Source organism: Novosphingobium panipatense (assembly GCF_900182875.1).
Lineage (GTDB): Bacteria > Pseudomonadota > Alphaproteobacteria > Sphingomonadales > Sphingomonadaceae > Novosphingobium > Novosphingobium panipatense.
The window spans coordinates 50,521-65,299 of record NZ_FXUI01000002.1 but is presented as its reverse complement, the minus strand read 5'-3'; the positions used below and the strand labels follow the sequence as shown (position 1 = coordinate 65,299).

Sequence of the window (14,779 nt, the reverse complement as noted above, 5' to 3'; positions counted from 1 at the left end):
GCAAGGAAACCATAATGGCCACCGCACCCGTGCTTAACCTCACCACTACCGGCAAGATCAGCCAGGTCATCGGCGCCGTCGTCGACGTGACCTTCGAAGGCGAACTGCCCGCAATTCTTTCCGCTCTCGAAACTGACAACAACGGCCAGAAGCTGGTTCTCGAAGTTGCGCAGCACCTTGGCGAGAACACCGTCCGCACCATCGCGATGGACGGCACGGATGGCCTGACCCGTGGCCAGGCCGTGACCAACACCGGCAAGCAGATCTCTGTTCCGGTCGGTCCCAAGACCCTGGGCCGCATCATGAACGTCGTTGGCGATCCCATCGACGAGCGTGGCCCCGTCGGTTCGGACATGTTCGCCCCGATCCACGCCAAGGCTCCCGAGTTCATCGACCAGTCAACCGAGGCTTCGATCCTCGTCACGGGCATCAAGGTCATCGACCTTCTCGCGCCCTACGCCAAGGGCGGCAAGATCGGCCTGTTCGGCGGCGCCGGCGTCGGCAAGACCGTGCTCATCCAGGAGCTGATCAACAACATCGCGAAGGGCCATGGCGGCGTGTCGGTGTTTGCTGGCGTGGGTGAGCGTACCCGCGAGGGCAACGACCTCTACCACGAATTCCTCGACGCCGGTGTCATCGCCAAGGACGCCGAAGGCAACCCGACCTCGGACGGTTCCAAGGTGGCCCTCGTGTTCGGCCAGATGAACGAGCCCCCGGGCGCCCGCGCTCGCGTTGCTCTTTCGGGTCTGACCATGGCCGAGTACTTCCGCGACCAGGAAGGTCAGGACGTTCTGTTCTTCGTGGACAACATCTTCCGCTTCACTCAGGCGGGCGCGGAAGTGTCGGCTCTTCTCGGCCGTATTCCTTCCGCCGTGGGTTATCAGCCGACCCTGTCGACGGACATGGGCGCGCTGCAGGAGCGCATCACCTCGACCACCAAGGGCTCGATCACCTCGGTCCAGGCGATCTACGTTCCCGCGGACGACCTTACCGACCCGGCGCCGGCAACCTCGTTCGCGCACCTTGATGCGACGACCACGCTGAACCGCGCGATCTCGGAGCTGGGCATCTACCCGGCCGTCGATCCGCTCGACTCGACGTCGCGCGTTCTCGAGCCCCGTATCGTCGGTGCCGAGCACTACGAAACGGCACGCCGCGTTCAGGAAACCCTGCAGAAGTACAAGTCGTTGCAGGACATCATCGCGATCCTCGGCATGGACGAGCTCTCGGAAGAGGACAAGATCACGGTCGCCCGCGCCCGCAAGATCCAGCGCTTCCTCTCGCAGCCGTTCCACGTGGCGGAAGTCTTCACCGGCATTCCGGGCAAGTTCGTGCAGATCGAAGACACTGTGAAGTCGTTCAAGGCCGTTGTGGACGGTGAGTACGACCACCTTCCGGAAGCGGCGTTCTACATGGTCGGCGGCATCGACGAAGCTGTCGAGAAGGCCAAGAAGCTGGCCGCGGAGGCCTGATTAGATGGCCCTGCACTTCGAACTCGTCACGCCTGCAAAGCTGGTCCGCTCCGAGGACGTCCACATGGTGGTCGTCCCCGGCACGGAAGGCGAGTTCGGCGTACTGGCGGGCCACGCGCCCTTCATGTCGACGATCGCCGACGGTGCGCTGAAGGTCTACCGGACCGAGAACGGCGCGCCTGAGGAAATCCGCATCACCGGCGGCTTCGCGGAAGTCGGCGATGCGGGCCTCACCGTGCTTGCCGAGCACGTCGAAGGCTGATCGTAAGACGCAAAGAAACAAGAGGCGTCGCCGGCATCTGTCGGCGGCGCCTCTTTTGTATGTGCATTGGCGAAGGTTTCCATCGGCCGGGATCGCTCCGAGGGAGCGATGGCAAAATCAGGCCGAGCGTTAGTTCCTGTTCAGCTTTCAAGCGTTAGCGTCAGGGAAGGAGATTACAGATGGTTTTGAAGTCGATCGGCCCCTCGGTTTTTCTTGTCGCCTCGCTTGCGGCATGCTCGACGCAGGCGGATAGCCCGCCCGCAACTCTGCCGCCAGCAGCCGGGTCTGAGGCGGACTGCGGCGCCGGCCGTTTTGCCAACTATGTGGGAAGCAAGGCCACGCCCGAGTTAATCGCCACCGTTCAGGCATCGCGCAGCAACGCTCCTTTGCGCGTCATAAAGCCGGGGATGGCCGTCACCATGGATTTCCGGGGCGATCGCCTGAATATCGAAGTCGACGAGAGCGAAACGATCAAGCGTTTCTACTGCTCCTGATCGTCCTTGCGGCTGTGCCGATCGGCGCTGATTTCTACGAGGCTCCAGGTGACGGTTTTCGCCCCTGGCGCTTTGCCTCTTTACATCGGTGCCACACGTGCGCATAGGCACTCCATGACCCTTCGTCTCGGCCTTACCCTGCGACTTACCCGCCCTTGGGCGTGAGGTGACGCGTCGGCCTGCGGCGCGCTCGGCGCTCAAGGGACCCTGACCCGACCATAGCTGCAGACCAGATATCCGAGCGAGATTACCCATGACCATGCTGAAAGACCCCTCGGTCAAGTATCGCCCTTTCCCGCAGATCGATCTGCCGAACCGGCAGTGGCCGTCGCAGGTCATCACCAAGGCGCCGCGGTGGCTGTCGACGGACCTGCGCGATGGAAATCAGGCTCTCATCGATCCGATGGGCGCGGAGAAGAAGAACCGGTTTTTCGATCTTCTGGTGAAAGTCGGACTGAAGGAGATCGAGGTCGGATTCCCCAGCGCGGGTGCGACCGAGTTCGATTTCATCCGTGGTCTGGTCGATCACGATCGCATTCCGGATGACGTGCTGGTTCAAGTGCTCACCCAGTCGCGCCAGGATCTGATCGAGCGGTCATTCGAAAGCCTCGCCGGCGCACACAGTGCCATCGTTCACCTGTACAACGCTGTTTCGCCGCTGTGGCGCAACGTGGTGTTCGGAATGGAACGCCATGAAATCCGCGCCATCGCTGAAGCGGGCGCCAAGGTCCTGCGCGATCAGGCGGCTCGCCACCCGCAGACGAAATGGCACTTCGAGTACTCGCCCGAAACCTTCTCGACGGCAGAACTCGATTTCTCGATCGAGTGCTGCGAAGCGGTGATGGAGATCCTCAAGCCTACGCCTGAGAACCCCATTATCCTCAACCTGCCGGCTACGGTGGAAGCCGCAACGCCGAACATCTACGCCGACCAGATCGAGTATTTCTGCCGTAACCTGCCCAACCGCGATGCGGCGGTGATTTCGCTGCACACACACAACGACCGGGGCACCGGCGTTGCGGCGGCCGAGCTGGGCCTGATGGCGGGTGCCGACCGCGTGGAAGGTTGCCTGTTCGGCAACGGCGAGCGCACCGGCAACTGCTGTCTCGTGACGGTGGCGATGAACATGTACACGCAGGGGGTCGCACCCGGCCTCGATTTCTCGGACATCGACGAGGTGATCCAGACCGTCGAGTACTGCAACCAGCTCAAGGTCGCCGAGCGTCATCCCTATGGCGGCGAACTGGTGTTCACCGCGTTTTCCGGGTCGCACCAGGACGCCATCAAGAAGGGCTTCGCGGCTCAGGAGAAGCGGAACGACCAGATCTGGTCCGTGCCGTATCTGCCGATCGACCCGGCGGACCTCGGCCGCAGCTACGAAGCGGTCATTCGTGTCAATTCCCAGTCCGGCAAGGGCGGCTTCGCCTGGGTGATCGAGCAGGATCAGGGACTTAAACTGCCCAAGCGGATGCAGGCGCACTTCTCCAAGCATGTGCAGGAACTGGCTGACGAACTGGGCCGCGAACTGCAGGCGACCGACATCTGGGATGTGTTCCGCAAGGCCTACCGCCTCGAAGACGGGCAGCGCTTCCAGCTGATCGATTGGGACGAAGCGAAGGGTGCGGACAACACGCGCATCTTCGCAGGCAAGATCGGCGTCGATGGTGAGGAACGATCCGTTTCCGGCCGTGGCAACGGCCTGATCTCGTCCGTTACCGCCACATTGGCGGACAGCTTTGGCGTCCAGCTCGAAGTGCGCGACTATGCCGAGCATTCGATGGGGCAGAGCAGCGATGCGCGCGCTGCCGCCTATGTGGAATGTGTCCTCGCCGATGGCCGCACCGTCTGGGGCGTGGGCATCGATGAGGATGTGGCTACCGCAGGCGTTCGTGCCGTACTGAGCGCGGCGAACGCCGCCTGACCGACGCCCGCTGCCGGGAAATAGAAAAGGGCCCGATCGACAGATCGGACCCTTTTTCGTTGCGCGGCGGCCGGACGCGCCGACTTGGTGCAGATCAGCCCTTCTTTTTGGGCAGTTCGATCTCCGCGACGCCAACACACATCTTCACGCCCTTCTGGTTCTCCATCAGGTGCTTGACCTGCACGAGATGACGGCCCTCCTCGTCCACCATCTTGTCGACGACCTCAGCCGTCTGGATCGTGATGTCGCCCGAAAGCGCCGGCCCGCGGTAGTTGGCGGTGGAATGAACGACCATTCCCCACTCACCGGCCCAGCCTGCGAGATAGTCCGTCACCCATGCACCCATCGATGCGCCGTAGCCGTAGGCGCGCGGCATCCCGATCTTGCGGGCGTATTTCGGGAACAGATGACCGCGTGAAGGGCCAAAGTAAGCGCCATCGGTCAGCTCCGGATTGATCCGTTCCATGTGCGGATCGTTCTCGTGGCCCGCCATTTCTTTGGTGAAGCCGAGCGCTTCCAGGTTCAGTTCACGGCGGTCGAGCGTCCCCCAGGTGGTAAACAGGAACGAGCGCCATTCCGTCGTGAAGCTGGCCACCGTGTGCGGGCCGAAAACACGCTCCGGCAGCTGGTCGCCCACGTTGACGTCATCCCACCAGCGCTCGTCATGACCCAGGTCATGCAGCATCTGAATCCATGCGAACTTGCGTTCCTCCAGCTGCTCCAGTTCTGCGTCCGTCCATTCCGGCTCCTCGAATTCGGCCGAGTTGACCGTGTCGCCACCTGCCGAAGCCCGGTAACGAATGGCCGTGGAACGCTGCTTTGCGATCAACTCGCCGTTCTGGTTGCGGTAGAAGTTGTCGCCACGCTGGAAGCACGTCGGTCCAAAGCCGGTGTTCTTGACGACGTAATCGAACGGCACCCGCTCGTTGGTGACGACATCTCCGCCGAAGATGCGAGGGCCGTAGTGCCAGAACTCGTCTCCACCGAAGAGCAGGTGCGAGTTCTCGATCTTGCCCACGCATGAAGGCGCCGTCCCGTGCCCATCGTCCATCACGATCGGAAAGCTTTGCGGTGCGACGAGGCGACCCCAGCGGCTGTTGGCGGCGTACGCGGGGTCGAAGTGAGCGAGATTTGGGTAATGCATCGCCTGAACCCAGCGCCGTATGTCATTGTTTCCCAACGGTTCCCGCAAGGGTGAGGAATCAATGACTTTGCCCAGATACTGATCGATATCCGAGCAATCGAACGTTTGCTCCGCAACCTCTGTCATGACGATAACTTCTCCCACAGCACTTAATCGACAATGGTGTCTATTAGTGCAGAGAGGAAACGTCATCCCTGTTGGCTGCTTCGCCAAGCGGGAAACGCGGGGGCGGTATGCCCATCCTCCCTCGACAGTTTTCGCGAGGCGGCTTATGCGAAACGCTTAAGCGTTCGATTAAACGGAGACATGATGCCCCTGCCCGCGCTGTTCCAGTCGCTGCGCCTTCCGGTGATCGCGGCGCCGATGTTCATCGTGTCTAATCCGGAGCTGGTCATCGCGCAGGTTCGCAGCGGGATCGTCGGCAGTTTCCCCGCGCTGAACGCGCGCCCCGCCAGCCAGCTGGACGAATGGCTTCACCGCATCCATGAGGAGACCGCCGGGAGCGGCGTGCCGTTCGCCGTAAACCTCATCGTTCACAAAACCAATTCACGCCTTCAGGAGGATCTCGCGATCCTTGAAAAGTGGAAGGTTTCTCTTGTCATCACGTCGCTGGGCGCGAACGTGGAGGTGAACGCCGCTGTCCACGGCTGGGGCGGAATCGTCCTGCATGATGTGATCGACAACACCTTTGCCCGCAAGGCCGTAGAAAAGGGCGCCGACGGCCTGATTGCCGTTGCCGCCGGCGCGGGCGGCCACGCCGGTCCGCAGTCGCCTTTCGCGCTGGTGCAGGAAATCCGGGAGTGGTTCGACGGTCCGCTCGCTCTCTCGGGCTCCATCGCGAATGGCCGGTCGATATTGGCAGCCCAGGCGATGGGCGCGGATTTCGCCTATATCGGAACGCCGTGGATCGCCACGACGGAGGCCAACGCCGCTGAAGGCTACAAGCAGGCGATCGTCGACGGTCACGCCTCGGACATCATCTATTCCAACCTCTTCACAGGCGTTCACGGCAACTATCTTCGTGCCTCTATCGTGGCGGCCGGGATGGACCCGTACAATCTTCCTCAAGGCGACAAGAGCCAGATGGATTTCGGCTCCGGCGGCAGCAGCGCAGCCAAGGCCTGGAAGGACATCTGGGGCGCGGGACAGGGCATCGGGGCCATTCACCGGGTCGAGCCTGTTGCGGACCGGGTGGCCACTCTGGAGGCTCAGTACGAGGCTGCGAAAGCCGAACTGCAAGCCCGCGCTCCTATAGCGTGATCCCACGGTGAAAGGGCGGCATCAGTCGTCCTGGCCCCAGATATGCAGGCGCTTTCCGAAGCGGGAGGGCTCGACAAGGAATTTACGCGCACCGACGCTGAGCGAGCCCGGTGCGTTCATGCCGCCACGCTTCACCAGATCATCGATCACAAGTTCCGCGACCTGCACGATGTCGGCGGAGGCGCCTTCCATCTGAATCTCCTGCCCGATGAAGGCGGACAGGCCACGACTGGTCAGTCCGCCGTCCGGCGCCGGCACGAGTGCGACGAGGCCGCGCGCCGGGAACAGGCCACCGCCAAGCCAGCCAAGCACCATGCGGCAGAAATATCCCGGCTCCATCAGGATGCCCGATGGTCCCCATCCGACAGCGCGAACTGGAAGATCAAGTGCGAGAGCAGCCACAAGGCTGGTCATCACTTTCATCACGGGGTGCAGGGAAGCCCCGGCGCGGATGTGATTTCCCGCCCGCACTTCCACCCGCTCGATCAATGAGCGGTCCGGTGAGCCTTCGAAGCCGAGCCATTGCAGCGGCTGGAAAGCGGGTAGAGCCGCTCCTGGAGCCAGTCCACCAAGGTCGAACGTCAAACCGGCAGCCGTGACTTCAAGCATGCCTCCCGACAACTCCGCTTCTTCACTGGCGCGTACCCGAAACCCCGCCTTCCGAGCGCGTGCGAGGCATCGGACCATCGCCGCCGCATCCGGCCTCTCGCCACGCCTGAACAGCAAGGTGAATGCGTCCGGACTACCGGTCATCATCTGCCCGTCCGCTGGCTCCGACAGTGCTGACACATCATTCCCCACGTCCGTCATCCTCTCAGAATATGCCCAGGGCCAATCCCTCTGCGATCGCCGCGCCAAGTTGGTGGCACTGGTCCAGAGCTTCGGACGGTACCCGTTTTTCGGCAAGTATGGCCTCAGGAGATTGCACGCCAAGGTTCACGATGAGCGGGTCTGCCACTCTCCGCAGCCGCCAGCCCGTGACGATGCGATCGATCTGCGCCTGCGCGCCGCGTCCGTCCGAACCCGCCGCTATCGCCGTAGCATAGGGGCGCCCTTCGACCCGGCCAAGCAGCGGATAATAGCAGCGATCGAATAGGTCCTTCATCATGCCCGTCATAGAGCCGAGGTTTTCGGGGCAGACAAAGACGTAGCCGGAGGCGGAGAACAGATCCGCAGGCTGCGCCTCCTCGGCAGCCAGCAGCCGGCCGCGACCTTCTGCGCCGGCGCAAATAGCCGACGCCATCGCGCGGGCAGCTCCTGTGCGGCTATGCCAGATTATGACGAACACAGAATCGTCTCCCCTCCCGCCGGCTGATCATACCGACGGCACTTCCCGTGGGAAGGACCGTACGGTAACGCTGCCGGCATGGAATCACGATCCGCTTGTGTTTTCGGGATCGACCGTTCGCTGACAGGCAAGGCCTGGCACTGGCGCGGCGGCAATATGGACCTGAGCGAAGGTCCGTCTGGCCTCGAAGATGATATCGTCACGCAACTCCTCCTCTCGCGCGGCGTCGCCCGCGACGATCTGGACCGCCATCGCAACCCTTCGCTTCGAGCGTTCCTGCCCGACCCTTCCGCGTTCCGCGACATGGACGCTGCCGCCGAGAGGCTGGCGCAGGCGGTGATGACGAATGAGACCGTCACCATCTATGGCGACTACGACGTCGACGGTGCGACCAGCGCCGCGTTGCTGATCCTGCTGCTGAGGGGACTGGGCCACACGGCCGGCTACTACATACCCGACCGCCTTCTGGAAGGCTACGGCCCCAGCGGTGAGGCGCTCGTGCGGCTATCCGCAGAGGGCTCCAGCCTGATCGTCACGGTGGACTGCGGAGCAATGGCGCACGAAGCGCTGGAGATGGCGCATGAGGCCGGCGTAGACGTCATCGTGGTGGACCACCACAAGTGCTCTCCAGAGCTTCCGCGAGCCGCCGCCCTCGTCAATCCCAACCGGCTTGACGAGGATGTTCTCGCCGCCTCCCACGGGCATCTAGCGGCCGTCGGCGTTGCCTTTCTCCTCGCTGTCGCGACCGTACGGGCGCTGCGCCGCCACGGCTACTTCGAGAGCCGCCGGGAACCGGACCTCTTCGCTCTTCTCGATCTCGTGGCCCTCGGCACCGTGGCGGACGTTGCCGCCCTGCATGGCCTGAACCGCGCGCTGGTGGCGCAAGGGCTGAAGATCATGGCACGGCGCGACAACATCGGCATGTCCGCCCTGATCGACGCGAGTCGCCTCGGACGCGCGCCCACCTGCAGCGACCTCGGATTCGCGCTGGGGCCTCGCATCAACGCGGGCGGACGTGTCGGGGAATCGACGCTGGGCGTGCGCCTCCTCACCACCACCGACGCGGAAGAGGCCCGGACGATCGCTGCGCAGCTATCCCGTCTCAACGACGAGCGGCGGGCCATCGAACAAGCGGTGCAGGAGATGGCCGAAGCGCAGATCGAGCGGCAGCACAACCGCTCCGTGCTCGTGCTGGCGGGAGCCGGATGGCACCCCGGCGTGATCGGCATCGTTGCGGGCCGGATCAAGGAGAAGACGGGAAAGCCCGCTCTGGTCATCGCGCAGGAGGCCGACGAGGCCGGCAACGGAAAGGGTTCGGGGCGCTCGATCGCAGGCGTGGATCTGGGCGCCGCCATCATCGCCGCGCGTGAGGCAGGCCTCCTCGTGGCTGGCGGCGGTCATGCCATGGCCTGCGGCCTCACCGTGGCCCCCGGCAAGCTGGAGGCGTTGTCGGAATGGCTGAACGATCGCCTTGCCGCCGACGTCACCCGCGCCAGCGCCAACCGCCACATGCTGCTGGACCTCGCGGTGTCGCCGGGCGGACTGACCCCGTCCCTCGTCGAGACACTCGAAAGCGCCGGTCCTTACGGCATGGGCTGGCCTGGCCCGCGTGTGGCGGTCGGCCCGGTGCGGATCGTCAAGGCTGACGTGGTCGGCGCAGACCACCTGCGCCTGATCGTGTCCGGGCCCGACGGCGGCCGCTTCAAGGCCATGGCTTTCCGATCTGCGGAAACGGACATGGGACAGGCTCTGCTCCACGCCTCTCAGGGTCGCAAGCTATGGCTGGCGGGCCGCGCAAAGATCGACGACTGGGGCAGCCGCCCCGCAGCCGAACTCCACCTCGACGACGCAGCGTTCTGCGATTGAAAAGAAAATCCACAAATTCGCATCGGCAGGGTTGACCACCCCGGGACCGGCCGCTAGAGGGCCGGTCCTGCCTCCGGCGCAACCCGGCTGGCCCCTTCGTCTAGCGGTCTAGGACGCGGCCCTTTCACGGCTGAAACACGGGTTCGAGTCCCGTAGGGGTCACCATCGGTTGCGCGGGAGGCAGCGTTAAATTGCCTTTATGGCCCCTTCGTCTAGCGGTCTAGGACGCGGCCCTCTCACGGCTGAAACACGGGTTCGAGTCCCGTAGGGGTCACCACCAGATCTTGGCGGAACAACAAGGCCCCTTCGTCTAGCGGTCTAGGACGCGGCCCTTTCACGGCTGAAACACGGGTTCGAGTCCCGTAGGGGTCACCACCAAGCTTCGGTCGCCGGGATCGTCCGGCCGAGCCGCAGGGCTCATCCTCACCTCCTTTCTAGAAAAACCCGTGAAGGCCCAATGCCTTCGCTGCGGTGTTGCGAGCACCTGGCGCGAGTCTGTGTGCATCGGCGGGGCTCTCGCGCCGTGGCTTCGGGCAGGCGCCATCCGGCGTGCATGCCTGTGCCCAACCCTGTGGATAAGCGAGGGACAATGCGGCATAAAAAAGGGGAGCCAAGGCTCCCCTTTCTCGTGCGACGATACCTGCTCGCTTCAGGAGATCGGCGGCACCGGCTGCGGCGGAGCGTCGCTGTCGTCCTCGTGCACTTCGACCACGCCGTGTGCAACATGGCTCTTGCGGAAGCCGTACGCGAAGTAGAACGCGAGCCCGATCGCGCCCCAGACCGGCAGCACCAGCATGGCTTCGATCGGAAGGTTGAAGAACAGCATGACGCAGCCGATGATGGCGATGGGTGCGACAACCCAGACCAGCGGTGTGCGGAACGGGCGATGGCGGTGCGGATCGCGCACGCGCAGGATCAGGACGGCCACGGAGACCATCAGAAAGGCGAACAGCGTGCCCGAGTTCGAGATATCGGCGAGTTGGCCGACCGGCAAAAGGGCCGCTGCAATCGCAACGAAGAGGCCGGTGATCAGCGTGACGACGTGCGGCGTCTTCCACTTGGGGTGGATCGACGCCAGCTTCTCCGGCAGCAGGCCATCGCGAGCCATCACGAAGAAGATGCGGGTCTGGCCGTAGAGCATCATCAGGATGACCGAGGGCAGCGCCAGGTTCGCGGCAAGACCGATGAGATCGCCGGCCCGGGTATAGTTGATCGCGCGCAGAACGTGCGCCAGCGCTTCCTGCGAGCAGACCAGCGGCTCCTGCCCCTGGCGGGCGAGCGCGGAACACTGCGCCGCGAATTCCGCCGAGCCGGGCTGAACGCCCAGTGCCGTGGGCTGCGCACCGATGGCACCGATAGCGCCGGCGGCGACGAGCAGATAGAACACGGTGCAAAGCGCCAGGCTTCCCAGCAGTCCGATCGGGACGTTGCGCTGCGGGTTCTTGGTTTCTTCCGCTGCCGTTGAGACGGCGTCGAAGCCCACATAGGCGAAGAAGATCGACGATGCCGCACCGACGATGCCGAGACCGCTCGTACCCTCGGGGCCGAACCAGCCATTCGGAGCGAACGGCGCGAAGTGCTCGCCCTCCATGACCGGGAGCGCGAGGATGACGAACATGGCAAGCGCCGCGACCTTGATGGCCACCAGCACGGCGTTGAACGTGGCGCTCTCCTTCGTGCCGCGCATCAGCAGCAAGGTCACTGCAAGGGCGACCACGACGGCAGGCACATTGATGATGCCGCTGGAGAAATCGACGCCGCCAAGGGACCAGGTCGGTCCGGCCGCCAGAGCTGGAGGCAATTCAAAACCCGTGAGGCTTTTCAGCAGCCCCATGAAATAGCCCGACCAGCCCACTGAAACGGCGGAGGCTGCGACGGCATATTCCAGGATCAAGGCCCACCCCACCATCCAGGCGAGCAATTCGCCGACGACAGCGTAGGAATAGGTGTATGCCGAACCGGACACAGGCACCATCGACGCCAGTTCCGAGTAGCACAGCGCAGCGACGGCACAGACGCAGCCCGCGATGACGAAGCTCCACATCATGCCCGGCCCGGCCTTCTGCGCCGCTGCAGCCGTGAGCACGAAAATGCCCGTGCCAATGATCGCCCCGACGCCGAGAAGCGTAAGCTGAACAGGACCCAGTGATCGGTGAAGAGATTTCTTTTCCGCTGTCGCCAGAATAGCGTCGAGCGGCTTTACGCGTCCGAACATGTGGACCCCCGAATTGCGAATGGCAGGACGCTAACGAGAACGTACCACTTGGCAAGAGGCCTGGGACGGAAATTCCCCAGACTTGTAACGATATTGCAGCATTGTGATAGATGCCGCCACCGATTCTCCACCGGTGCATGGCTGCATGTTTGCCGAGGGCCTTTGCTCTCGCTAAAAGGCCGCGCATGTCCACGACCTTTCAGATCGACACCGCCACCAGTCGCGCCACTCCCACGCCGGCTCCGATGAAGCGCCTTACCGTCCCGGCGATCCGCCGCCGCAAGAAGGACGGGGTCACACAGGAGCCCATCGTCATGCTGACGGCCTACACGGCGCGCCAGGCACAACTCCTCGACGCCCATTGCGACATGCTTCTGGTCGGGGACAGCCTCGGTCAGGTCATCTATGGCCTTCCTTCTAGTGTTCCTGTCACTCTCGATATGATGATCGCTCACGGCGCCGCCGTCGTGCGTGGCAGCTATCACGCTGCCGTCATCGTCGACATGCCCTTCGGATCCTACGAGCAGTCTCCGCAACAGGCGTTCGAGAGCGCCGCGCGGATACTGAAGGAAACCGGGTGTGCCGGCGTCAAGCTTGAAGGCGGGGCCACGATGGCGGAAACCGTCCGCTTCCTCAACGAACGGGGCATTCCCGTTATGGGTCACATCGGCCTCACACCGCAGGCGGTGAACGTGCTGGGCGGCTACAACGCACGCGGCCGCAGCGAAGCGGAAGCCGCAAAGATCGTAGCCGATGCCGTGGCCCTTAACGAGGCGGGCGCCTTCTCCATCGTGATCGAAGGTGTGGTGGAACCGATTGCAATAGAAGCAACCCGCGCGATTGCCTGCCCGAGCATCGGCATCGGCGGTTCGGCCCAGTGCGATGGGCAGGTGCTCGTCGCGGAAGACATGCTGGGCATGTTCGAGCGCGTTCCGCGCTTCGTGAAGCGCTATGCCGATATGGCGACGCTTATTTCGGAGGCGGCGGCACATTACGCAGCCGAAGTCCGGGATCGCACCTTCCCGGGCATAGAACAGACCTACCAGCCCAGATAACCGTGAGCTCCGTTCAGGGCGGAAGCGCTCCGGGCGGTGAGGCCGCCGCTGGCTTGTTTCCGACCAGACCGGCCTTGGCGCGCAGGGCGCGGACCATGGCGGCATGGCGAGGCGAAGCGGCATAGGCCATCGCCAGCGCTTCGGCTGCCACCGGACTGGACCGTTGCAACCGATAAGCCCGCCACGCGGCTTCCCGTGCGGCGCCGGGGTTCTCCATTGCGGTTTCCGCCGCTGCCAGGTTCGACAGGAGAGTCACGTCCTGCTCGCGCCCGTCGGCACGCAGTCGCAGAAGAGCTGCACGCGCGCTGTCAGGATCTCCCGACCGGGAGGCCAGTTCCGCCGCAAGGCGCATGGCGGCGCGGCTGGTGGGATTCTGCCTGAGGTACGCCTGCAGCAAAGCCTCCGCCCCGCTGCGATCGCCGGCCATGGCGTAAGCGGCCAGACGCCGTTCCAGCAGGCTGTCGGGCATCCGGATTTCCGAGGCCAGCGCATACCGGGCCTGAGCCTTCTTCCCATGACCGAGCGCAAGCTGAACGTCGCCCGCCACGGACCGGGCATCGTAGGAACCCGGAGCCCGACGAAGCGCCGCCTCGGCCAGAGCGAGTGCCGCCTGCCCCCGCCCTGCGCGCAGCATCCCGCCCAGCCGTCCGGCCGAGGCCTGGACGCGCAGGCTGAAGGCCGGCGGCCGCGCCGCACGCTCCAGCAACTCCCCCGCCGCTTTCCGATCGCCGAGAGCCTCGAAGGCGCGGGCAACAGCTGTCATCATGTAAGGAGAAGCGCCGCCGCCGGCGATCTCGTCGGCAAAGCGCATCGTGGCGTAGCGGTGACGCCCGCTCATGGCGATGGCACGCAGGAGCATCTCCTTGGCCGCCCGATGATCCGGTCTCGCCCGCAAAACGGCTTCTAGAGCCTCCTCGGCGGCACCCGGATTTCCGGACGCGAGTTCAAGGCTACCTTTCAGGAGTTGCACACCGGGCCGGTCGTCCAACCTGCCGCCGGTGCGGATCAGCAACGCCCGGGCGAGCGGATAGCGCCCTGCCCGCGCGGCGATCAGCGCCTGCAGATAGTAGGCGCGCGGGTTGCCCGAACCGAGTTCCAGCGCGCGGCGCGTTATTTGAAGGCATTCGCTCGCCCGCCCCAACTCGCCCAGCGTCGCCGCGTATTCGAGGAGCGCGGATACATCGGACGGCGCAGCCGCGATGGCGCGTTCAAACCACGGAAGCGCTGCCGTCAGACCGGAGCGGTCGCGCACCAGTTGCCCCTGGAACTCCAGCCCGCGAACATCGTCGGGTTGCAGCGTTATAGCCCGTTCCGCAGCGGCGATCGCCCTGCCGTGATCCCCCGCGACATAGCGCAGACGGCCGAGTTCAACCCACAGACTCGCGTCGTCCGGGCGGATGGTCAGCGCCTTGTCGTAGGCCCGGGCGGAGGCCTCAAGGTTCCCGTCGATTCTCTCGAGAAAGCCCAGTGCGCGCCACCCCTCTCCCGCAGTCGACGGTGCGAAGGCACCTGTCTGAAGCCACTGGCGCGCGCGGCTGCGATCCCCCTGCGCAAGATAGGCCTGGCCCATGAACGGAGCGATTTCCGCCCGTGCAGCGCCTTGCAGAAGAGCGGCGCGCAGCTTGACTTCCGCGTCGATCCCGTCGCCCCTCAGCAGAGACCGGCGCGCCTGCTCGATCAGTGAGGTCTCGGGATGCGCCTCTCCGCGCGTAAGGCGAAGCGCAAGGGCGCTGCCCATGACGAGCATCAGCAGAGGCGGCACAATCAGCGCCGCCCAGCGCCACTTCCGTTTTGCCACCCCC

General features: G+C 64.3%; 12 protein-coding genes and 3 tRNA genes. 10 read left to right on the top strand and 5 right to left on the bottom strand.

Features of this window, described 5'->3' with window-relative positions:
- The first annotated feature begins 14 nt into the window (after positions 1 to 14).
- From atpD to leuA, 4 genes are all read left to right on the top strand, one after another.
- Complete coding sequence (atpD, locus tag QOL62_RS03240) at positions 15 to 1,472, top strand: F0F1 ATP synthase subunit beta (protein WP_103730433.1); 1,458 nt, start codon at positions 15 to 17, stop codon at positions 1,470 to 1,472.
- A 4-nt stretch (positions 1,473 to 1,476) separates the two neighbouring features.
- Positions 1,477 to 1,734: an ATP synthase F1 subunit epsilon gene (locus QOL62_RS03235; protein ID WP_283405157.1), complete on the top strand. Its 258-nt coding sequence runs from the start codon at positions 1,477 to 1,479 to the stop codon at positions 1,732 to 1,734.
- Between the two features lie 179 nt (positions 1,735 to 1,913).
- Positions 1,914 to 2,228, top strand: coding sequence for an I78 family peptidase inhibitor (locus tag QOL62_RS03230; protein ID WP_379502258.1), 315 nt, complete (start codon positions 1,914 to 1,916; stop codon positions 2,226 to 2,228).
- 253 nt (positions 2,229 to 2,481) lie between these two features.
- Positions 2,482 to 4,149, top strand: coding sequence for a 2-isopropylmalate synthase (leuA, locus tag QOL62_RS03225; RefSeq protein ID WP_283405155.1), 1,668 nt, complete (start codon positions 2,482 to 2,484; stop codon positions 4,147 to 4,149).
- A gap of 94 nt (positions 4,150 to 4,243) precedes the next feature.
- Here the strand turns inward: leuA and QOL62_RS03220 are convergent, their stop codons facing one another.
- A complete protein-coding gene (locus QOL62_RS03220) occupies positions 4,244 to 5,419 on the bottom strand; it encodes an FAS1-like dehydratase domain-containing protein (protein WP_103730429.1) in 1,176 nt (391 codons plus the stop codon).
- A 183-nt stretch (positions 5,420 to 5,602) separates the two neighbouring features.
- Here QOL62_RS03220 and QOL62_RS03215 point away from each other — a divergent pair, with 183 nt between their 5' ends.
- The gene (locus tag QOL62_RS03215) at positions 5,603 to 6,553 is read left to right on the top strand and encodes an NAD(P)H-dependent flavin oxidoreductase (protein WP_283405467.1); all 951 of its coding nucleotides are present in this window, start codon (positions 5,603 to 5,605) and stop codon (positions 6,551 to 6,553) included.
- Between the two features lie 21 nt (positions 6,554 to 6,574).
- Here QOL62_RS03215 and QOL62_RS03210 read toward each other — a convergent pair whose 3' ends face one another.
- Together QOL62_RS03210 and QOL62_RS03205 are read right to left on the bottom strand one after the other, a co-directional pair.
- A complete protein-coding gene (locus QOL62_RS03210; RefSeq protein ID WP_283405154.1) occupies positions 6,575 to 7,162 on the bottom strand; it encodes a hypothetical protein in 588 nt (195 codons plus the stop codon).
- A 205-nt stretch (positions 7,163 to 7,367) separates the two neighbouring features.
- Entirely contained in the window at positions 7,368 to 7,796 is a 429-nt protein-coding gene (locus QOL62_RS03205; RefSeq protein ID WP_283405153.1) for a flavodoxin family protein, read from the bottom strand.
- Positions 7,797 to 7,919: 123 nt separating this feature from the next.
- On the opposite strand from QOL62_RS03205, the gene recJ reads away from it, so the two are divergent.
- From recJ to QOL62_RS03185, 4 genes are all read left to right on the top strand, one after another.
- On the top strand, positions 7,920 to 9,707 hold the full coding sequence (recJ, locus tag QOL62_RS03200; protein ID WP_283405152.1) for a single-stranded-DNA-specific exonuclease RecJ: 1,788 nt from the start codon (positions 7,920 to 7,922) through the stop codon (positions 9,705 to 9,707).
- A gap of 89 nt (positions 9,708 to 9,796) precedes the next feature.
- Positions 9,797 to 9,872: transfer RNA gene (locus tag QOL62_RS03195), tRNA-Glu, on the top strand.
- 36 nt (positions 9,873 to 9,908) lie between these two features.
- A tRNA-Glu gene (locus QOL62_RS03190) sits at positions 9,909 to 9,984 on the top strand.
- 22 nt (positions 9,985 to 10,006) lie between these two features.
- Positions 10,007 to 10,082, top strand: a tRNA-Glu gene (locus QOL62_RS03185).
- A 274-nt stretch (positions 10,083 to 10,356) separates the two neighbouring features.
- On the opposite strand, the gene QOL62_RS03180 is transcribed toward QOL62_RS03185, so the two are convergent.
- A complete protein-coding gene (locus tag QOL62_RS03180) occupies positions 10,357 to 11,922 on the bottom strand; it encodes an amino acid permease (protein WP_283405151.1) in 1,566 nt (521 codons plus the stop codon).
- A 185-nt stretch (positions 11,923 to 12,107) separates the two neighbouring features.
- Here QOL62_RS03180 and panB point away from each other — a divergent pair, with 185 nt between their 5' ends.
- The gene (gene panB, locus QOL62_RS03175) at positions 12,108 to 12,977 is read left to right on the top strand and encodes a 3-methyl-2-oxobutanoate hydroxymethyltransferase (protein WP_283405150.1); all 870 of its coding nucleotides are present in this window, start codon (positions 12,108 to 12,110) and stop codon (positions 12,975 to 12,977) included.
- Positions 12,978 to 12,990: 13 nt separating this feature from the next.
- Here panB and QOL62_RS03170 read toward each other — a convergent pair whose 3' ends face one another.
- The gene (locus QOL62_RS03170; protein WP_283405149.1) at positions 12,991 to 14,775 is read right to left on the bottom strand and encodes a tetratricopeptide repeat protein; all 1,785 of its coding nucleotides are present in this window, start codon (positions 14,773 to 14,775) and stop codon (positions 12,991 to 12,993) included.
- Between the last annotated feature and the right edge of the window lie 4 nt (positions 14,776 to 14,779).